At 50.8% G+C, this 18838-nt stretch carries 21 protein-coding genes and 1 riboswitch; of the genes, 16 read left to right on the top strand and 5 right to left on the bottom strand.

The features are described 5' to 3' along the window. Positions 1-115: 115 nt before the first annotated feature. Entirely contained in the window at positions 116-1027 is a 912-nt protein-coding gene (locus HZB62_01485; protein ID MBI5073832.1) for a LysR family transcriptional regulator, read from the bottom strand. Between the two features lie 123 nt (positions 1028-1150). On the opposite strand from HZB62_01485, the gene HZB62_01490 reads away from it, so the two are divergent. From HZB62_01490 to HZB62_01555, 14 genes are all read left to right on the top strand, one after another. Next, the gene (locus tag HZB62_01490) at positions 1151-2611 is read left to right on the top strand and encodes an ATP-grasp domain-containing protein (GenBank protein MBI5073833.1); all 1461 of its coding nucleotides are present in this window, start codon (positions 1151-1153) and stop codon (positions 2609-2611) included. 32 nt (positions 2612-2643) lie between these two features. Then, a complete protein-coding gene (locus tag HZB62_01495; GenBank protein MBI5073834.1) occupies positions 2644-4668 on the top strand; it encodes a biotin attachment protein in 2025 nt (674 codons plus the stop codon). Between the two features lie 6 nt (positions 4669-4674). Then, complete coding sequence (locus HZB62_01500; protein ID MBI5073835.1) at positions 4675-5274, top strand: carbonic anhydrase; 600 nt, start codon at positions 4675-4677, stop codon at positions 5272-5274. 224 nt (positions 5275-5498) lie between these two features. Beyond that, positions 5499-6347 (top strand): zinc metalloprotease HtpX, encoded by an 849-nt coding sequence (gene htpX, locus HZB62_01505; protein MBI5073836.1) that lies wholly within the window; start codon positions 5499-5501, stop codon positions 6345-6347. 44 nt (positions 6348-6391) lie between these two features. Then, the gene (locus HZB62_01510; protein ID MBI5073837.1) at positions 6392-6691 is read left to right on the top strand and encodes a zf-TFIIB domain-containing protein; all 300 of its coding nucleotides are present in this window, start codon (positions 6392-6394) and stop codon (positions 6689-6691) included. 124 nt (positions 6692-6815) lie between these two features. Then, complete coding sequence (locus tag HZB62_01515; GenBank protein MBI5073838.1) at positions 6816-7178, top strand: OB-fold nucleic acid binding domain-containing protein; 363 nt, start codon at positions 6816-6818, stop codon at positions 7176-7178. Beyond that, the gene (locus tag HZB62_01520; GenBank protein ID MBI5073839.1) at positions 7175-8341 is read left to right on the top strand and encodes an ABC transporter permease; all 1167 of its coding nucleotides are present in this window, start codon (positions 7175-7177) and stop codon (positions 8339-8341) included. The genes HZB62_01515 and HZB62_01520 overlap by 4 nt, the downstream gene beginning before the upstream one ends. Continuing rightward, complete coding sequence (locus tag HZB62_01525; GenBank protein MBI5073840.1) at positions 8338-9033, top strand: ABC transporter ATP-binding protein; 696 nt, start codon at positions 8338-8340, stop codon at positions 9031-9033. The genes HZB62_01520 and HZB62_01525 overlap by 4 nt, the downstream gene beginning before the upstream one ends. Before the next feature lie 24 nt (positions 9034-9057). Further along, positions 9058-9504: a cytochrome C gene (locus HZB62_01530; protein ID MBI5073841.1), complete on the top strand. Its 447-nt coding sequence runs from the start codon at positions 9058-9060 to the stop codon at positions 9502-9504. A gap of 121 nt (positions 9505-9625) precedes the next feature. Continuing rightward, positions 9626-12301 (top strand): cation-translocating P-type ATPase, encoded by a 2676-nt coding sequence (locus HZB62_01535; GenBank protein ID MBI5073842.1) that lies wholly within the window; start codon positions 9626-9628, stop codon positions 12299-12301. 91 nt (positions 12302-12392) lie between these two features. Next, the gene (locus HZB62_01540) at positions 12393-12908 is read left to right on the top strand and encodes an OsmC family protein (GenBank protein MBI5073843.1); all 516 of its coding nucleotides are present in this window, start codon (positions 12393-12395) and stop codon (positions 12906-12908) included. Next, positions 12908-13939, top strand: a complete 1032-nt coding sequence (locus HZB62_01545; GenBank protein ID MBI5073844.1) for a radical SAM protein — start codon at positions 12908-12910, stop codon at positions 13937-13939. Before HZB62_01540 ends, HZB62_01545 begins: the two co-directional genes overlap by 1 nt. A 31-nt stretch (positions 13940-13970) precedes the next feature. After that, complete coding sequence (locus HZB62_01550; GenBank protein MBI5073845.1) at positions 13971-14177, top strand: hypothetical protein; 207 nt, start codon at positions 13971-13973, stop codon at positions 14175-14177. Beyond that, positions 14174-14344, top strand: coding sequence for an OsmC family protein (locus HZB62_01555; protein MBI5073846.1), 171 nt, complete (start codon positions 14174-14176; stop codon positions 14342-14344). Before HZB62_01550 ends, HZB62_01555 begins: the two co-directional genes overlap by 4 nt. A gap of 58 nt (positions 14345-14402) precedes the next feature. Here the strand turns inward: HZB62_01555 and HZB62_01560 are convergent, their stop codons facing one another. Then, a complete protein-coding gene (locus tag HZB62_01560) occupies positions 14403-14777 on the bottom strand; it encodes a type II toxin-antitoxin system VapC family toxin (GenBank protein ID MBI5073847.1) in 375 nt (124 codons plus the stop codon). After that, positions 14774-14980 carry an AbrB/MazE/SpoVT family DNA-binding domain-containing protein gene (locus HZB62_01565; protein ID MBI5073848.1) on the bottom strand — a complete coding sequence of 69 codons (207 nt, stop codon included), beginning with the start codon at positions 14978-14980 and terminating at the stop codon, positions 14774-14776. Before HZB62_01565 ends, HZB62_01560 begins: the two co-directional genes overlap by 4 nt. 294 nt (positions 14981-15274) lie before the next feature. On the opposite strand from HZB62_01565, the gene HZB62_01570 reads away from it, so the two are divergent. Then, complete coding sequence (locus tag HZB62_01570; GenBank protein ID MBI5073849.1) at positions 15275-16642, top strand: YncE family protein; 1368 nt, start codon at positions 15275-15277, stop codon at positions 16640-16642. A 17-nt stretch (positions 16643-16659) separates the two neighbouring features. Then, positions 16660-17106 (top strand): DUF305 domain-containing protein, encoded by a 447-nt coding sequence (locus HZB62_01575; GenBank protein MBI5073850.1) that lies wholly within the window; start codon positions 16660-16662, stop codon positions 17104-17106. A gap of 57 nt (positions 17107-17163) precedes the next feature. On the opposite strand, the gene HZB62_01580 is transcribed toward HZB62_01575, so the two are convergent. Further along, positions 17164-17490, bottom strand: a complete 327-nt coding sequence (locus HZB62_01580) for a hypothetical protein (GenBank protein MBI5073851.1) — start codon at positions 17488-17490, stop codon at positions 17164-17166. Between the two features lie 146 nt (positions 17491-17636). After that, positions 17637-17712: riboswitch (cyclic di-GMP riboswitch) on the bottom strand. 415 nt (positions 17713-18127) lie between these two features. After that, a complete protein-coding gene (locus tag HZB62_01585; GenBank protein MBI5073852.1) occupies positions 18128-18670 on the bottom strand; it encodes an OsmC family protein in 543 nt (180 codons plus the stop codon). Positions 18671-18838: the final 168 nt, after the last annotated feature.

Below are 18838 nucleotides of genomic sequence, written 5' to 3' on the forward strand. Positions count from 1 at the left end.
GTCAGAGGGGGCCATGAGGAATATGGTTCCCTGAACCCGATGAAGAAGAGCGTTCCTGAATCCTGCACGCCAAATACATAAGGCCGTCTTCACTGTTGTACACCCGTATCAATAATCAGATTTTCTTGAAAAAGGTGTCATAGGGATACTTTCTTACATAAATAAGAAACTCGTCCATGACATGGGTAAGATACTTTTTCGATGGAATAAGCAGGGAGAGATCTCGCTGGATGCTCCCCTCCTTGAATGTAAGAAGCTTCAAGCGCCCATCTGCAGCCTCCCTCAGGACAGCCCATTTTGAGACAATCGAGACGCCGATGCCGGCTTCAACCGCTTCTTTGATCGAGGCCGTACTGCCTAATACCAAAGCAATATGCATATCATGAATACTGATGCCATGCGCTGAAAAATACTCTTCGATCTGCTGTCGGGTTCCAGATCCTTCTTCCCTGAGGATGAAGGGTTCCTTTAAAATATCCAGGATCGAGACATTTTTTTTCTTTGCCCAGGGATGTTCCCGGGAAACAATAAGCACCAGCTCATCTGACATTATTGTTTCTCTCTTCATTTTTCCACCCATGCATTCTCCCGCCACCAGACCAAAATCAATAAAGCCTGACTTCAGAAGCTCCTCAATTCTTTTCGTGTTGCCGACCATCATGCTGATCTTCACTTTAGGATGTGCTTTCTTGAAAGCGATGATAACCCGGGGGAGGACATGGTTGCCGAGGGATGTGCTGGCGCCGATCGTAAATCCCCCCTTGATAGCGCCCGATATCTTCCGCATATCTTTTTCAATGTCGTTATAGTGTTCCAGAATATGTTTTGCCTGATGATAAAGAAGTTCCCCGGCTGCGGTTAAATTAATTTCTCCGCCCGATCTGTCAAACAGCTTTGTTTCAAAAAATTCTTCAAGCGCCTGTATTTGGAGGCTTACCGCGGGCTGGCTGAGATGAGCAATCTTGGAGGTCTTCGAGAAACTTCGTGTCTCGGCCACAGCACAAAAAAGTTTGAGCTTGATGTCCATGGCAATAGAATAGCATGAGCTATTAAATTTGACTATAGAGCAATAAGTTCCGTGCTTTATATCCCGCCATGCAAGTAAACTACTTTATTGAGTGCAGCACAAGTCTGCAAAGGAGTTTTATTAATGGATGCGAGAAGAATTAAGAAGGTATTGATCGCGAACAGGGGAGTTCCGGCAGTGCGTATCATGCATACCTGCAGGGACAGGAAGATCGGCACGACCGCTGTGTATAGTACACCTGACCGGCTGGCACATCATGTGTTCATGGCCGATACCGCAGTCCATATTGGCGAGGCCCCTCCTGCGGAGTCCTACCTTAATATGGACCGGATCATTGATGCTGCTCTGAAGAGCAGTTCAGACGCTGTGCACTCAGGCTGGGGATTCCTTGCCGAAAACCATATCTTTGCCCAAAAGGTGGTTGATGCAGGCCTTATCTGGATAGGTCCTTCTCCGGAAGTCATAAAGATGATGGGAGACAAGATAGAGGCCAAGGAGATCGCCCGCAAAGCTCATGTGCCCACAATCCCGGGCCTCAGCAATGTGACAGACGTTGACCAGATCAGAACATGGATGAGGGATGAAAAGGTGAGTTTCCCGATCATGATCAAGGCGTCAGCCGGAGGCGGCGGAAAAGGCATGCTGAAAGTGGAGAGTGACGACCAGCTCAGTCAGGCGCTGAGTCAGGTCAGGTCAGAGTCAAAGAAAGCTTTCGGCGACGAGACGGTACTTGTCGAAAAATATATAGAGCGCGGAAGGCATATTGAGGTGCAGATCGTTGCTGATTCTCAGGGCAATGTTGTCCATCTTTATGAAAGGGAATGTACGCTGCAGAGACGCAACCAGAAGATCATTGAGGAGGCCCCGTCACCGTCCCTTGATGATGGATTAAGGCAGGAGATCTGCTATACTGCGACCCGTCTTATGCGCGAGATCGGATACACCACAGCCGGGACAGTTGAGTTCATCTTCGACGCACCAACAAAGAAGTTTTACTTCCTTGAGGTCAATACCCGGCTTCAGGTCGAGCACGGCATTACCGAACTTATTACCGGACTCGATATTGTAGGCATCATGCTTGACGTTGCAATGGGCAAGCCGCTGCCGTTTAAACAGTCCGATATCCATCCTAACCGGTGGGCGCTTGAGGTGAGGCTGAATGCTGAAGACCCGAAGAACTTCAGTCCATCCTTCGGCAAGATCACCCGTCTGCAGGTGCCGATGGGCCCGGGTGTGAGGGTTGCTGCAGGTGTATACGAAGGCGCTGATATACCGCCTTATTATGACTCGCTCTTCATGCTGCTTATGACTGCAGGGGCTGACCGGGAAGATGCTATACGTGCTATGGACCGCTCACTTTCGAGAAACCTCAGAATCGAAGGAGTGAAGACCCTTGCGCCTTTGCTGTTGAGCATTATCAGACATCCTTCCTTTATCTCGGGCGAATTTTCGACCCGCTTTATCGAAGAGCATATGGACGAACTGATATCCATGTTCAGGGACCAAAGCGGGGAAGATGAGGCCCTGAAGGTTGCCAGGTATGTCGCGGAGATATCCGCCCTCGGCTCTCAGGCCTGGATGTGAGGGTAAAGACAATGGAAAACAGGAAAAAGGAAATGGGAAATACGATCTTTGCAAGGCCGGGGATGATGCCAAGAGAGATTGTTGCTGCAGTGCGTTCTCTTGAAGGCGTATGTTTTACGAATGTCGGCATGCGGGATGCCGGACAGTCTGATTTCAAGAACCGCCATCGGATTCACGACCTCAAGACCCTTGCACCGTATTACAATAATATGGGTCTTTTCAGCGCTGAATGTCACGGCGGCGCCCGCTGGCACGTCGGCATAATGAACAGACGGGAGAGCCCTGTTGAAGAGATAGCGATCCTCAGGGAGCTGATGCCCAATGTGCTGCTCCAGACACTTATTCGGGAAACAAATCTCTTTGGATACCGCCCGTATCCGAAGAATATCATCGAATATGTCGTGGCAAATGTAGATATTGACGTCTGGAGGTGCTTTTCATTCCTGAACGATGTGCGGAATATGCGCTCGGTCGCAGAAGTCGTAATGAAGAGAGGACGACTTTTCGAGCCGACAATATCCTTCACCTCTGCGGACTGGACAACGAACGACTACTATCTTTCCGTTGTCAGAGCCATTGTGGACCTCTGCTCAGGCACCGACGAAATTGTTCTCTGTATTAAGGATATGGCCGGTGTGGGTGACATCAGGCGGATAGGCAGCCTTGTTGATGCCATCAAGCAGAAATATCCTGACCTTGTGCTGCAGTATCATCGTCACATTACGGACGGACTCGCAATGCCCGCACTCCTTGCTGCAGCCAAGGCAGGCGCAAGAATATTCGACGTGCAGGAAGACTCCCTTGTCCGCTTTTACGGACATTCGCCAATCCTCAGCGTGCAGGCCTATTTTGAAGAATCCGGCATTCCGGTTCATCTCAACAGGGACGAAGCGGAAGGGGCAGTTCAGAAGGTGCGCGAATGGATCGGACATTATGATTGGGCTGAGTCACCTTTCAAGGGATTTGATCACACGGTCACTCGCCACAGGATGCCTGGCGGAGCCTTCCCAAGCTCATTTGAGCAGGCGGAAAAGGGCGAGTTCCTGCATCTCATGCCGTCTATACTGAAGGCTATGTCGATATATAACAGGATTGTGAAATATTTTGACGTTACGCCCGGTTCGCAGATAACCTGGGTCACCTGCAGCGGTATTGTAAATCGCTATGCCAAAGAGAGAGGCGACGCCGGCGTAAGGCATATCATAGACCTGCTTGAACGTTTTGTGGTCGAAAAGGCTCAGGATCTTGGGGCCATGAACGAAGCTGAGCAGCAGGAACTGCTCATGCTTTTCAGAAATGCTCCCGGTGACTTTAAGAACATGCTCCTCGGCAATTACGGCAGGCTGCCGATGGGGTGGCCCGATGCATGGGTATACCGAAGCACGTTTGGCGACGAGTGGGAAAAGAAGATGTCGGAACGCAAAGAACTGTCTCCTCTTGATTCGCTTGATAATGAGGATATTGAGACTCCGAGGAAAGAGCTTGCGGAACATATAGGCAGGATTCCTACGCAGGAGGAGTTCATCCTTTATCTCATGCATCCAAAGGATGCGCTCGGCATGATCGAGTTCAGGGATAAGTTCGGCGAAGCGCCGCTTGTTCTGCCAACGGATGTCTGGAGGAACGGACTGAGAAAGGCAGGCGACCGCGTTGATTTCGAGCTGAGGGGCAAGCCTTATACTATTGAACTGGTGTCGGTCGGGGCCGAGTACGAAGGCGTAGTTCATGTTGTGATGCGCGTTAACAACAAGACGAGAGTCTATTCCGTTGATACTCCCCGTGCGAAGAAGGTCGAGATACGTATGGCAAAAGGACCTGCTGACATTGGCGCGCTGATCAATGGCAATATATGGAGGATTGGCAATCCTGAGCGCGGTATGATCAAGGCTGGAGATATCGTGCATAAGGGCGAAGAGATAGCGAACCTTGAGGCAATGAAGATGGTAAATGCGATCATATCGCCGTTTGAAGGGCAGATATCTGAGGTCTGTGTGAAATTGAATGACACAGTGCAGGAGGGACAGCTTCTTTTTGTTATCGAAAAGACGGATGTGTGATAAGCAATGAAAGATATTATTAAGCTTTTGAACAATAACAGGGAATGGGCAAGCCGGGTAAAGGCTGAGAATCCGAACTTTTTCAGAAAGCTTGAAAAGCAGCAAAGTCCAAAATACTTATGGATCGGCTGCTCTGACAGCAGGGTTCCTGCAAACCAGATAACCGGATTGCTCCCCGGTGAGGTATTTGTGCATCGCAATATCTCGAACCAGGTGGTCAATACGGACATGAATCTGATGTGCGTCCTGCAGTATGCGATCGAAATACTGCGCGTAAAGCATATCATCGTCTGTGGTCATTACGGATGCGGCGGCATAGAGGCCATTATGAAAAATAAGGTCAGCGGTCTCCTGGAGCATTGGCTTGACAACGTTAAGACGCAGATGTCGAAACACAGGGCCATAACCGACGACCGGATGTGCGAGCTGAATGTGACTGCGCAGGTCAGGAATTTGTCAAATAACACGATCGTTCAGAAGGCCTGGAAGCAGGGAAGAGAACTTCATATCCACGGCTGGATCTATTCGATCTCTAATGGTCTTATAAAGGATCTGAAAGTTTCACAAAATGAACTGAAGGATAACCCTGTCAGGCGGTCACGCTGAAGAAAACCTTTCCGGCTGCTTAATTTTGTATTGACAGCAGCTGGGGTGAACAAATAGAATAAAAACAGTAAAGGGGAGTAGCTGAATCGGCGGCTGTCGTCAGCACGGTCTGAACAGACCCGGCACCATCGGTTAGATAACACTAACAAGCAAGACCTTTATCGCACGAATTTCGTGGCGGTAAAGGTCTTTTTTATTTTGGGGTAATCCCCGGGAGGTAAGCGATGAATGGATTGAAGACAATGGTTCTTATGGTAACCCTGACCCTGATGCTGGTGTTTGTGGGAGGTTTGCTTGGCGGTAAAACAGGCATGACCTTTGCCCTGGTCATGGCCTTTGGAATGAACTTTGTATCCTACTGGTTCAGTGATAAGATTGTGCTGAAGATGTATGGGGCGCAGGAAGTTTCTGAAAGGGACGCGCCTGAACTTTACGGCACGGTCAGGAGGCTTGCGCAGAGGGCAGAACTTCCGATGCCGAAGGTATTTATCATGGACCAGGATCAGCCGAATGCCTTTGCAACGGGACGTAATCCCGAGCACGGTGCTGTTGCGGTCACGGCCGGTATCATGAGGATGCTGTCGCAGGCAGAGATCGAGGGCGTTATTGCCCATGAACTGGCGCATATCAAACACAGGGATATTCTTGTGAGCACGGTAGCTGCTGCGATCGCCGGAGCCATCAGCTATCTGGCCCAGATGGCCCAATGGTCTGCGTTATTTGGCGGCAGAAGCAATGATGAAGGCGAGGGAAGCAGTCCTATAGCGGCGCTGGTCATGATGATCGTCGGCCCGATCGCAGCGATGATGGTTCAGATGGCGATATCGCGGTCGCGTGAATACGGCGCAGACGCAGGCGGAGCCGCAATTTCCGGCAATCCCCTGCATCTTGCCGGGGCACTGAGAAAGCTCCAGATGGCCTCGCAGCAGATACCGATGCAGGCAAGCCCTGCAACAGCTCACCTTTTCATTGTGAGTCCTCTTTCGGGCGGCGGCCTGCTGAAGCTCTTCAGCACCCATCCGCCGATGGAGGAAAGAATTGCCCGTCTGGAAGCGATGAGGTCAGGAGCATAACTAAATAGATCATGTCATCAAAATCAACAAGGGAGGCAATATCAATGAAACCGAGCGAGAGAGAAGCAGAGTATATTTCAAGAATGGAATTCGAGAAAAGAAAAAAAATCGAGGAGGAAAAACACAAGAAGCTTAAGGGGGAGGAAAAGGAACAACTAAAAAAGCTGCATAATATGCGATGTCCCAAGTGCGGCATGGAACTGATAGAGATAGATTACAAGGAAATAAAGGTGGACAAGTGTTCTGAGTGTGCAGGAATTTGGCTTGACGCAGGCGAGTTGGAAGCTGTTTCAAAACTTGAAAAGTCAGGTCTTGATAAATTATTCAGTGTATTCGCGAAGTGATGTGACGTGCCTCAAACGATCAGGAAAGAAAAAATGAAAATGCTCATGCCTCATTCATATTTTCTTCATATGCACCAGGCATGATACCTATAGTCGTAGTATATTCCATAGTGCGAGGTAACGAATGAAAAGGGTGTTTTCAGTTTTGCTGGCAGCAGGGATCGTTTTATCGCTTCTTGGCTGCTCTGCCGAGAAATACGGAGCTGGCGTGGATACGAAGATAGCTGCGGTCAAGGTCAAGGACATCTTTCTTGACAGCAATCCTGTGGGCAAAAAGGTGACGATTGCCGGCAAGATATCGTCCCAGTGCGGCTCGAATGGCTGCTGGTTTGTGCTGCAGGATGATACCGGGCAGGTCTTTATAAATCTTGCGCAAAACAATATGACGCTCCCGCCCCGAATGAACAAGACCGTCAAAGTCACCGGTATTGTGTACCCTGTTCAGGGAGAACTGCAGGTCATTGCCGAGGGAGTTGAGGTCAGATAGTGGTTTTTCTGCGACTCGCTTTTCAGAACCTGAATCGTTATAAGACGAGGAGCCTCCTGGCACTTTTTGGGATTGCAACTTCGGTGGCGGTGCTCTTTTCGATCCTCTCTTTTAACAAGGGGTTTGAGAAGGGGCTGGCAAAAGAATTGGAACGTACCGGCATTCATTTCATGGTTGTTCCGTCCGGCTGTCCGCATGAAGTTGCATCGCTTGTGCTTCACGGCTCAATCATTCCGAAGTTCCTTGACCTCGCAGTCATGGACAAGATCAAGGCCTTTGAGGGAATCGAATTTGCCTCACCGATTCTGGTTGCCCAGTTGCCGAACCCTGAGCAGAAAAGGGTTGATCTGGTTTATGGCATTGAGATGGCAAAAATTATGCAGATAAAACCTCACTGGAACATAGAAGGCGCTGTTCCGAAGGATGACCATGAAATTATCCTCGGCGCAGAGATGGCAGGCCATCAGGGGCTCAAGGTGGGTGACGTCATTAACTACCCCAACGTGAGCGCCTCCTTCCGTGTATCAGGCATTCTGAAAAAGACCGGTACCCAGGATGATGCCTTTATCTATATGCCGATAGAGGCTGCGCAGACAATATTTAAAAAGCCCTCGGGCGCGACAGCAGTAGGGGTAAAGGTGACGGATCCGGCGTTGTTGACAAAAATTACCGATGGACTTGCGGAGCAGGTTCCGGGCATACAGATCGTGACCATGAACCAGGTAATGAGCAGTATTTCCACGCTTGCTGCCTCTGCGAAAGTCCTGGGCCTGTCGATTGCGATCATTGCGATCATCGTGAGCGCTGTCGGCGTTATGAATGCGATGCTGATGGCAGTATTTGAGCGGACGCAGGAGATCGGCATGATGCGTGCCATAGGAGCTGCCCGATCGGACATCTTCAGAATCATCCTGATCGAGGGCATGCTTCTGACCGCGACCGGCGGCCTTGCCGGCATTCTTGTCTCTGTTGCAGGCAGTGATCTTATCGGGCTCTTTGTACGCAGAATCATGCCTTATGCACCTGCCGGCAGTATGGGCCATTTTGATCCGGGTATAGCAGGGGCAAGCCTTATCTTTGCCGTGATTGTCGGCATCTGCTCAGGCTTGTATCCTGCATGGAAGGCATCCAGAATACAACCGATAGAGGCGATCAGGGGATGATAGAACTCAGGGGAGTGGAGAAGGTTTATCGCAGAGGTGCTGAGGAGCTTCATGCGCTCAGAGGTATAAATCTGGATATAGGCAAGGGGGAGTTTCTCTCGATTGTCGGACCGTCGGGCTCGGGTAAGTCATCGCTCCTGCATATCCTTGGCTGCCTCGATTTGCCGACAAAGGGCACCATGAAGTTCGATGACCTGAACGTTGAGCATATGTCTGAAACAGGCCTTGATGAGATCCGCAGAAGAAAGATCGGATTTGTGTTTCAGCAATTTTATCTTATGCCGGGGCTCTCTGTTTTTGATAATGTGGCGCTTCCAAAGGTATTCAGCAAGGAGAGGATAGATACGGAAAAGATCGCTGCTCTGCTCGAGACCGTGGGTCTCCAGAACAGAATGAGGCATTTCCCGAACCAGCTGAGCGGTGGTGAGATGCAGCGCGTTGCCATAGCGCGTGCGCTGGCTAATGGTCCGGAGATCGTCCTTGCTGACGAGCCGACCGGCAATCTCGACACAGAAAACAGCGAAAGGATATTTGAGCTGCTGAGATCACTTAATCTCAGAGGATATACTATTGTGATGGTGACCCATAACAATGATCTTGCCTCCCGAGCCGACAGAACGATCCTGCTCAAAGACGGACTGCAGATTGTCGCGCGACCCGTTGAAAAGCAGGGAGCGGGAGAGAATTTATGAGATAATCAAAAGGAGATATCGGACATGAAAAAAGTATTGCTTGCAGTTTCAGCACTTATTGTTTTGGGCAGCGCAGCATTTGCAGAGGAAGTCAAATACACGACGCATATCAAACAGCTTTTTGAGCAGAAATGCGAGGCATGCCATGGCAGCGATGCGCCCGAATATGGGGATTTCAAGAAAGATAAGGAGAAGTTCATCGCCTTGTTCAGGGGGCCGAAGATGGCAGGGTATGCGAATCTTGTCCATTTTACGGGATGGCCTGACACCGGAGCGTTGATGCGCAGGCTTGATGACGGGGCGAACACGAAGGACCGTAAGCCAGGTAATATGTACCGGTATTTGGGCTCAGATGATGCCGAGCGGAATAGAAACCTGAAGCTGTTCAAGGACTGGGTCGGAAACTGGACCTTGAAGCGTTTTCCGGAACTGACAAAGGAAGACCTGAATGGAATAACGGTTAAATATTAACCATCATACAATAAAGAAGGAAACAAAATAAGTCAGGCGAGATATCTTAAACTGGCAGCAGTCAGCTGCCTTACATCAATGTCGTCGGCCTCCAACTGTTATAGATAAGGAGAGATAAACAATGCGCTGGCATCAAAAAACAGTTGAAGATGTTTTTGAAGAACTGAACTCGTCTTTAAAGGGTATATCCTCAGAAGAGGCCGAAAAGCGCCTGCTCGAATACGGTCAGAATGAACTGACAGAGAAAGCAAAGAAGACCCCGCTCCTGATGTTCCTTGACCAGTTCAAGGACTTCATGATTCTCATCCTTATTGCTGCTGCAGTCATATCAGGGATTGTCGGAGACCCTGAAGATACGATTGCGATAATAGTAATTGTGCTGCTGAATGCGGTGATCGGCTTTGTGCAGGAATACCGGGCTGAAAAAGCCCTGGCTGCCCTTAAGAAAATGGCTGCGCATACTGCCCTTGTATTGAGAAGCGGTGAGCATACGACTATCCCTGCATCAGAGCTTGTGCCGGGTGATATCGTATTGCTCGAAGCCGGAAAGGTTGTGCCGGCTGATATGAGGCTTGCCGAGACGGTCCAGTTGAAAGTGGAAGAGGCCGCTCTCACCGGTGAATCCGTGCCTGTGGAGAAAAATACCAAAGCACTGCACGACGAACACCTGCCGATGGGCGATAGAAAGAACATGGCTTACAAAGGCACTGCAGTATCGTATGGCAGAGGCACAGGCATTGTCACTGCCACCGGTATGAATACTGAACTTGGGAAAATTGCCACCATGCTTCAGGAAGAGGAAGAGGTCAAAACCCCTCTCCAGAAAAGGCTTCTGACGTTCGGAAAGAATCTTGCCTTTGCAGTGCTCGCTATCTGCGCAGTAGTTTTTGGTATTGGGGTTTTCAGGGGCGAACCTCCGTTGTTGATGCTTCTGACCGCCATATCTCTCGCAGTTGCGGCAATTCCGGAGGCGCTCCCGGCGGTTATAACCATATCACTTGCGCTTGGTGCAAAAAAGCTTATAAAGCAGAACGCCCTCATAAGAAAGCTCCCTGCAGTAGAGACCCTCGGTTCTGTCACCTACATCTGCTCTGACAAGACCGGAACCCTCACGCTGAACAAGATGACCGTGGAGGAGATATATGTGGACGGGCAGTTGCAGGGGGGTAGTGATCTGGGTTCAGTGGTCAGTGAAAAAACTGCTGATTTCCGATCCCCAGCAACCAATCCCCAATCCCGGCTGTTCCTGGCTCTGGCCTTAAGCAATGACGCAGGGATGGACGTGTCTGGCAATGCGGTCGGCGACCCAACGGAAATTGCACTGTATGTTTTAGCGAAAAGCAAAGGCTTTGACAAAAAAAACCTGGAGCAGGCCTTCCCGAGAGTGGCAGAGCTTCCCTTTGATTCTGACAGAAAGTGCATGACAACGATACATCTGCAATCAGTTGTCAGCGATCAGCAGTCAGCAGGAAAATATAAACACATTTCATTCACCAAAGGTGCTATCGATGTGCTGATTGACAAGTCCTCGATGATGCTTACCTCAGCCGGAATGATTCCGATCAATCGGGAAGAGCTGCATAGGATAAACGACAGGATGGCTGCTGACGGATTACGGGTGCTCGGTGTTGCTATGAGGACCTGGGAGTCGCTGCCGAATGATATGTCGCCGGAGCACGTTGAAGCCGGCCTTACGGTGTTGGGTCTTGTCGGCATGATGGACCCCCCGCGGGATGAAGCCAAGGAAGCGGTACGCTTATGCAAGAGTGCTGGAATCAAGCCGGTGATGATAACCGGGGACCATCCGTTGACTGCGACGACCATTGCCAGGAGGCTCGGGATACTCGAACAGGACTCTCGTGCCGTGATCACAGGCAGAGAACTTGATCAGTTGTCAATGGAGGAGTTTGAGGAGCGGGTCGAGCATATACGCGTATATGCAAGGGTAGCGCCTGAGCAGAAGCTGAAGATCGTGAAGGCACTTCAGGACAAAGGCCAGTTCGTTGCCATGACCGGCGATGGCGTAAATGACGCTCCGGCGCTCAAGAGGGCTGATATCGGCGTTGCCATGGGCATAACCGGAACGGATGTGTCAAAAGAAGCAGCCCATATGATCCTTCTGGACGATAACTTCGCCACCATAGTGAAGGCTGTGAAGGAGGGAAGGCGGATTTTCGATAATATCCGCAAGTTCATTAAATACACTATGACGAGCAACTCGGGCGAGATCTGGACCATATTCCTTGCGCCTTTTTTTGGGCTCCCCATTCCCCTGCTGCCTATACATATCCTCTGGATCAATCTCGTGACCGACGGGCTGCCTGGCCTTGCACTTGCCGCAGAACCGGCAGAAAAAGGCGCCATGGAAAGACCTCCACGCCACCCTAAAGAGAGCATCTTTGCCAATGGCCTTGGAATTCACATTATATGGGTTGGACTTCTGATGGGCGCTGTGTCCCTGTTTACTCAGGCATGGTCGCTTAAGACTGGCCATGCACACTGGCAGACGATGGTCTTTACTGTTTTGTGTCTGAGCCAGATGGGGCATGTGCTTGCTATAAGGTCTGACGCTGAATCTCTCTTTAAACAGGGATTGTTTTCAAATATACCTCTTCTGGGCGCATTTGCTTTGACCTTTGCATTGCAGATGGCGACTGTTTATGTGCCATTTTTTAACCCCATATTCAAAACAGAGCCGTTGACGCTCGGCGAATTAATGTTCACCCTTGTTCTGTCATCTGTCGTCTTTGTTGCGGTCGAGATCGAGAAGCTTCTGCGAAGGCGGGGGATTATTTAGCCTCGCGCTTATCTGGTCCTGTTCCATATCTATGATATGATGAAACAGTATTGCTGCCGTGTCATTCATGAGATAAAAGGAGAATATGCAGATGAGCACAAAGCGTGACCTTAAAGAGATTGTCGCTACACGGATAGAGTTCTTTAAAAGAAAGCCCGAGGCTGCGATCTACAAGCCGAAGGTTTCTTCCAGGCATATCAGGAATCTGTACACCGAGACGGAGGTTAGGGAGCACCTTGTAAAGTCAGACTACGCAGAGGCAGCAGGGGGAGAGAATCAGGCGCCTAATCCTATCGAACTTCTGCTCTCTGCCTTCGGAGCCTGTGTCGAGGCTGCCTTCTATGAGTTCGCATTGCATGAGGGTCTGACCATAACGTCGCTTGCCGTGGACGTGGAAGGCACACTCGACCTGCGCGGCCTCTTCATGATCGACGACGTAAGCGCAGGATTTAAGGACGTAAAGTTCAATTTCCGCATCGAAAGCCCTGATGATGAAACACGCGTACGTGCGCTTGCAGAAAAGGTGATCGCCCATTGCCCGGTCGTGGACAGCCTGAAAAAGCCGACCCCTGTATCAGGGGAGATTGTGATAAACGGGCAGATTTGATGCGTGAGGATTTCCGCTATATGCCGGAGCATATTCTTTTTCAATGGCATATAACAGACCGCTGTAATCTGCGCTGCAGCCACTGCTACCAGGAAGAAATCTCCCCCCCCGAGCCCAGTTGGAAAGATCTCATGGCGGTCTTGGAGCAGTTCAGGTTATTTATCCGCAACTCCCGCCGTCAGAGCGGGAAGGGCCGCTTTCGGGCGCACGTAACGGTGACGGGGGGTGAACCCTTTATGCGGGAGGACTTCATGGCTTTATTGGAGAAGCTGGCAGCAGAGAGCCGGCTTTTTTCATTCGCCGTGCTGACCAATGGGACTATGCTCACCCCGGCAGTGGTCAGTGCATTGAGGCTTCTTAAACCCGGCTTTGTTCAAGTGAGCATTGATGGTGATCGGGAGACCCATGATCGCATCCGGGGCCAAGGGAGCTACGAGCGGGCTGTTGAAGGGCTCCGCCTGCTGGCGGACGAGCGGATCTCGACACATATTTCTTTCACAGCGCATAATAGCAATTTCCGCGATTTTCCCTGTGTGGCTCGGCTGGGACATCGTCTTGGCGTAACACGGGTATGGGCGGATCGCCTTGTGCCCTGCGGCAGGGGCAGCGCCGGTGCTGACAGCCTTCTCACGCCGGACGAAACCCGGGAGTTCTTCAGATTGATGCACGCGGAATCCCGACGCGGATGGCTGACACAGCGGCCTGTCACACTCCAGCGTTCTCTTCAGTTCATGGTTACCAACGAACGTCCCTACCGCTGTTCTGCCGGAGACAGATTGATTACGGTGTTACCCAACGGTGATGTTTGCCCCTGCCGCAGGATGCCGGTTCCTGTGGGGAACATCTTCAGGAGCAATCTTGTCGGGCGTAAAGATCATCGTTGCCTTTATGCGCGGCCGGTTCAATGTTGGTTACTTGCTCCTCCTCAGCCTTGTCTTTGCCGTCTGGGCTCTGGCGACGTGGCGCATGCAGAGGACAGGAGCGGGCGACGAGATCATTCTCCAGATGACTCAGCGATTTCGCTCGCTTAAGCTTCGGGCGGCCAGTTTACGGCCCGGGGGGATGACCAACGATGCAGCATTTCTTGCCGCGGTCTTTGGGCTCACTGCGCTTTCGGGAGATTACTTCCCCTTTGTGAAGGAACTCTTTCCGAAGGCATCATCAACTTATGGCAACTCGTATACTGGCGGATGCGGATCAAGTGGTTGTGGGTCCAGCGGTTGCGGCGGCGGGGGCTGCGGTGGCGGTTGTGGTGGCTGCGGTGGATGAGACAACGGACCAAGTTCAAGGATGTGAAGTTCAACTTCCGCATCGAAAGCCCCGATGAGGAGGCACGGGTGAGGGCGCTTGCAGAGAAGGTGATCGCCCATTGCCCTGTCGTGGACAGTCTGAAAAAGCCGCCCCCTGTGTCAGGGGAGATCGTGATAAACAGGTAGTTTCAGGGCCGCCTGCCGGCTCTGCCGCACCTTAGAATTGAACAGGTTGGATAATTCCTTATTTTTTGGCGAAATACTTCACGTTGCGTATGTTCTTGAAATCTGAGTCCTGAGTCCAAATGATGGCATTAAACTCCTGCGCTGTTGCGAGAATGATACTGTCTGCCATAGGAAGGTTGTGCTCCAGACTCAGTTTTGAAGCGGCTAAAGCCAATGGTGCTGTCAGGTCCACAACCGTTCCCTTTTGCATGGCAACAATACCCTGCAGCGCTTCATTCTCACCAGCCTCCCGAAGAATTACCTTGAAAACCTCATATATCGTTACCGTCGGAACCACGAGTGAAGCTGAATCACTCAATGGGGCAAGGAAATGCCTGGCATTAGGCTCCTCTGCGAAGTAGGCGAGCCACGCGGAAGAATCTACAATATTCATGCTCTGTCTTTCTCGCGTTTGAATTCCGTATTGATGCCCTTGAGAAAGCCCCGGAGTTCTTTGATTTCGCGTTCGGGTATGAGCTCAATACGGCCTGCATATTCCACGACCTGCATTTTTTGACCAGGATGAAGATTCAGAGACTCCCTTACTGTTTTCGGTATAACCACTTGATATTTCGGTGATACGGTTACTGACTGCATGACATAACCTCCATCGATATAATATGGTATTACCATATCACTATCGATATATTTTTTCAATGATATTGAGGCCAATAAGGGATGTTCTTTACAGGCGTCCGTTCGACAGTCTCAAGAAGCCAACGGAGAGATCGTAATCAGCAAGGTATAGGGCAGGCTGTCTCTTAAGGATTTCCAGCCTCTTTTCCGGTCGGCCTTGCCCCGCTTGCCTTTGAACAGCATTCTGGTACAATGGCATAAGGGAGATACATTCCGTATTGCCGTGACTGCTAATCATGTTAAGGGAGGCTTATCATGGAAATTACCAGAAGGGATCTGCTGAAGCTTGCTTCAATGGCTGCAGTTGCCGCAACTGTCAGTCCGCGCATCTCATTTGCAGGGGATAAGGGCCAGGACATAGGGCCTGAAGACAGGGTATTTATCGCGAACGAGGACTCGAATACGGTTACCGTTATAGACCCGCGGACAAACATGGTTGAGACGACCATAAACCTCACGAGTTTCGATGAAGACCCGAGACCTCCGTTCCGGTTCGTGACAGGAGGGGTGACGCCGACGCATGCAGGTATGATCCATAAGCCGCTTTACCATGGATGCATCGATGCGCATGGCGTTGTGCCGTCCCCGGACGGGACCATGCTTGCAACGTCGGGGAGGGGCAGCAGCAATGTGTACCTCATAGACACGCAGACGAAAAAAGTCATAGGCAACAATGGAAATGCCTTTGTGGGGCCGAACACTAATCCCGAAAGGCTGACCAGTGGCATCATTGTTGGCCGCGAGCCGCATGAGCCGACCTTCACAAGGAACGGCAAAGAACTCTGGGTTGCTGTTCGCGGCGAAGACAGGATCGCGATCCTTGACGTTGCAAATGCCGTAAGGCAGTCGGGCGGAACAGATGCAAAGGCTGTGAGGGAATATCTTCCGACGATTAATGGGCCGAGCCAGGTCTGGTTTTCAAAGGACGGGAAGCTCGCATTTGTGATCAGCCAGAAAGTTTCAAAGATGGATATCTTCATGGTCAATCCTGATAACAATGGTTTTTCACATCCGTCGAGGCTGAAGACTGTGGACATAAGCGCCCAGGATAAGCCCGGGTTTACACCCTTCGAAAAGACATCGCCTGACGGGGCAGAGATATGGCTCTCGCACAAACTTGCAGACTCTGTTTCCGCAATACGTACAGCAGATCCGTTCAATGTCCTCGGCACCATACATATGGGGAACCTCGCAAGGCCTAACCATCTTGAGTTTGTAGAGAACGCCAAAGGAAAGGCTGTCTATGTGAGCCTCGCACGTGTTGATGACTCAGGACCGGGCAACGTTGCCTCAAGCCAGATCGCAATCATTGACCGTTCCGTTGCTCCGCAGGAAAGGAAGGTTGTCAAAACGTTCTTCACACGCGGACGCGAAGCTCATGGACTCTGGACCAACCCTGCAGGGAATATCCTGTACGTTTCTCATGAGCAGGACGAGCTGCCCGGCACGCCGAATGCAGGCCAGACAGTCTGCACAGCCTTTGATGTTTCAGATCCCCTTAATCCGGTATTCATCGCGCGGATACCTCTCGGTTCGCTCATGCTTCCATCAGGGGAATTAAGGAATAAAAAGAGCATAAACCTCGTTTATGTCAGGCCCGGTTTTCGCGGCCAGACAGCATAGGGGATCAGGGAGGACTTATGAAGAGATTAGCAGGAGGCTGGCAACAGCTTGTTCTGCTCGCATTGGTGATAGGTGCAATAGTCGCAACTGCATATGCACAGCATAAGCATGGCAGCAGTGAATTCGGCTCAGGCATGCAGGCTGGCATGGCGGTCATGATGAAGGACATGGAGTCAGCGCCTATGACCGGAGACTCTGACAAGGATTTTCTGGCCATGATGATTCCGCATCATGAGGGCGCAGTAGAGATGGCGCGGCTTGTTCTCATCCATGGAAAAGACCCGCTTGTCCGCCGGCTCGCAGAAGAGATCATTGCAAGTCAGACCGTAGAGATCCAGACCATGAAGGAGCGCCTCACTATTCTCAGAAAGAAGCCTGATCCTGAGCCGGACGGTTTCCCTTCGCTGGGCGGCATGCGCGGATATGAGAAGAAAGAGAGATCGTTTCCCCGGTCAGGGAAGTGACGCTCACGTGCTGCAGAGAAGCTTGACGACCACTGCCGGTCTTTGGCCCCTGGACGTCTACTCCAGCATCTTCAGAAGAGTCATCGTGGGAATAAGATTTTCCCTTTCTTCCGATTTTACATATTCATAAAAATCGCACTGCCCGCAGGTTCTGTATTTTTGCGCGAATGTTCCGTGAACAATGCCACCGCAAAGAGTCCCGGCAACAGCCCAGCATCCCCGGCCGGCGCTCATGCCATCATGCACATTATTCAGTCGACGGTTGGTATTTGCAGGACACACCCCCAGTTCAAAAGCATTCTCTCCTCCAACCTCCCGTCCGCATTTCTTGAATTCCCAGCAGTTAAGCTTCTGCTCATTTGTCTCAATATCAGTCCTGTTCATATATAACACCTCTCTCTCTTTATGTATGCCGCCGAAGGACTATCGGTATTCCCCGTGGACGCTCCCACAATATGACTTCAGATCTCCCATAAAAAAATCCCAATCTCCTGAGAGAATGGGATTCGGATACTATATCCAATCACCGCTTTGGCAACCCTGCTGTCCTTTTCTGGACCAGTGGCTTTGCGTCCTATCCTCCCAGATAGTTTGCTATTATCGACGGTCTCTATGTGAAAGCAATTTTATTCTTATTCATTCATCGATGTCAATACGCATTTTTAAGTTTATCAATCAAGCTTGCGGATGATGAGATTTTGCAGGGCACCTTGACTGTCCGCCGACGAGGCTGGAGGCGTGTGCCTTCAGAGAAAGTCGTTGTCCATTGCGCGGTCGCGGACAGGCACAAAAGGCCGTTACCCGCGTCAGGGGAGGGCATGATAAACGAGGCAGGTGCAGATCACCCTGCTGCAAGCTCAAAACAAGCTATGCCAACCGGCCTGTTTCGCTGATGCAACATGAATCTTTCAGCTGCTCGATTAATTGCGGATGTATCTCTGTCTTATGCCAATAATTCCACCAGACATCATCACAAAATAACAAAAAAACATCTGCAAGCCCGGTAAGGAACGTCTTTTCATTAACTTACCGGGCAGGCTGCAGCGGGTTTGCTGCCGTTGATCGAGACCGTGCCTGCGACTTCAACTGCCCGGATAAGCGTATCGTACACAGGGCAGTGGGATTCCACGATTGCCACAAGCTTATTAAGTGTTTCAGTGTCTGCCGGGCTTTCGATAGTGGTTTCATAGCATATTTTCCTGAAACCGGGAGGTACTGCCGTATCCATGCCGAAGAGCCCTTTGAGATCCAGATACCCTTTTACATCAACCTTAACTTTGTCGAGCTTAATATCCATGACCGAGGCATATGCGGCATACATGACCTCCTGGCAGGTGCCGAGAGCGCCGAGGACCAGTTCGACAGGGTTCACGGCCTCGTTGCCGCCGCCGAGTTCGGCCGGCTCGTCAATTGCAAAGGGAGCGAAATCCCGTATCTTTACCTTGCAGAGAACATCCTTGACCAGCTCTGTCTCTGCCCTGAACACTACGTTTGAAGCCTTTGGGTTTTTTGTGATGGCCCCGATGGTGGCCTGAAGCGCTGCCTTAACTGTTTCCTGAGACATAACTACCTCCCTTTGCCATTATTTTTTTGCACGCTGAACTTAAGTAATTGCAATCCCTGTGCCAGGCGATAACACCGATGGACCGCATCTCGGATCAGGAGGAGAAGTCAGTTTCGGAAGGCCCTCGGAAATGGCCCTGTAGTCTGCATCGAAGATGTTTTAATCCAT

It is taken from the genome of Nitrospirota bacterium, from assembly GCA_016214855.1.
GTDB lineage: Bacteria > Nitrospirota > Thermodesulfovibrionia > Thermodesulfovibrionales > UBA6898 > UBA6898.

What these genes read in the sequence shown, in the direction of transcription:
- HZB62_01485 (MBI5073832.1), bottom strand. Translation starts at nt 1,027, where the DNA reads ATGGACATCAAGCTCAAACTTTTTTGTGCTGTGGCCGAGACACGAAGT.
- HZB62_01490 (MBI5073833.1), top strand. Translation starts at nt 1,151, where the DNA reads ATGGATGCGAGAAGAATTAAGAAGGTATTGATCGCGAACAGGGGAGTT.
- HZB62_01495 (MBI5073834.1), top strand. Translation starts at nt 2,644, where the DNA reads ATGGGAAATACGATCTTTGCAAGGCCGGGGATGATGCCAAGAGAGATT.
- HZB62_01500 (MBI5073835.1), top strand. Translation starts at nt 4,675, where the DNA reads ATGAAAGATATTATTAAGCTTTTGAACAATAACAGGGAATGGGCAAGC.
- htpX (MBI5073836.1), top strand. Translation starts at nt 5,499, where the DNA reads ATGAATGGATTGAAGACAATGGTTCTTATGGTAACCCTGACCCTGATG.
- HZB62_01510 (MBI5073837.1), top strand. Translation starts at nt 6,392, where the DNA reads ATGAAACCGAGCGAGAGAGAAGCAGAGTATATTTCAAGAATGGAATTC.
- HZB62_01515 (MBI5073838.1), top strand. Translation starts at nt 6,816, where the DNA reads ATGAAAAGGGTGTTTTCAGTTTTGCTGGCAGCAGGGATCGTTTTATCG.
- HZB62_01525 (MBI5073840.1), top strand. Translation starts at nt 8,338, where the DNA reads ATGATAGAACTCAGGGGAGTGGAGAAGGTTTATCGCAGAGGTGCTGAG.
- HZB62_01530 (MBI5073841.1), top strand. Translation starts at nt 9,058, where the DNA reads ATGAAAAAAGTATTGCTTGCAGTTTCAGCACTTATTGTTTTGGGCAGC.
- HZB62_01535 (MBI5073842.1), top strand. Translation starts at nt 9,626, where the DNA reads ATGCGCTGGCATCAAAAAACAGTTGAAGATGTTTTTGAAGAACTGAAC.
- HZB62_01540 (MBI5073843.1), top strand. Translation starts at nt 12,393, where the DNA reads ATGAGCACAAAGCGTGACCTTAAAGAGATTGTCGCTACACGGATAGAG.
- HZB62_01545 (MBI5073844.1), top strand. Translation starts at nt 12,908, where the DNA reads ATGCGTGAGGATTTCCGCTATATGCCGGAGCATATTCTTTTTCAATGG.
- HZB62_01550 (MBI5073845.1), top strand. Translation starts at nt 13,971, where the DNA reads ATGACCAACGATGCAGCATTTCTTGCCGCGGTCTTTGGGCTCACTGCG.
- HZB62_01555 (MBI5073846.1), top strand. Translation starts at nt 14,174, where the DNA reads ATGAGACAACGGACCAAGTTCAAGGATGTGAAGTTCAACTTCCGCATC.
- HZB62_01560 (MBI5073847.1), bottom strand. Translation starts at nt 14,777, where the DNA reads ATGAATATTGTAGATTCTTCCGCGTGGCTCGCCTACTTCGCAGAGGAG.
- HZB62_01565 (MBI5073848.1), bottom strand. Translation starts at nt 14,980, where the DNA reads ATGCAGTCAGTAACCGTATCACCGAAATATCAAGTGGTTATACCGAAA.
- HZB62_01570 (MBI5073849.1), top strand. Translation starts at nt 15,275, where the DNA reads ATGGAAATTACCAGAAGGGATCTGCTGAAGCTTGCTTCAATGGCTGCA.
- HZB62_01575 (MBI5073850.1), top strand. Translation starts at nt 16,660, where the DNA reads ATGAAGAGATTAGCAGGAGGCTGGCAACAGCTTGTTCTGCTCGCATTG.
- HZB62_01580 (MBI5073851.1), bottom strand. Translation starts at nt 17,490, where the DNA reads ATGAACAGGACTGATATTGAGACAAATGAGCAGAAGCTTAACTGCTGG.
- HZB62_01585 (MBI5073852.1), bottom strand. Translation starts at nt 18,670, where the DNA reads ATGTCTCAGGAAACAGTTAAGGCAGCGCTTCAGGCCACCATCGGGGCC.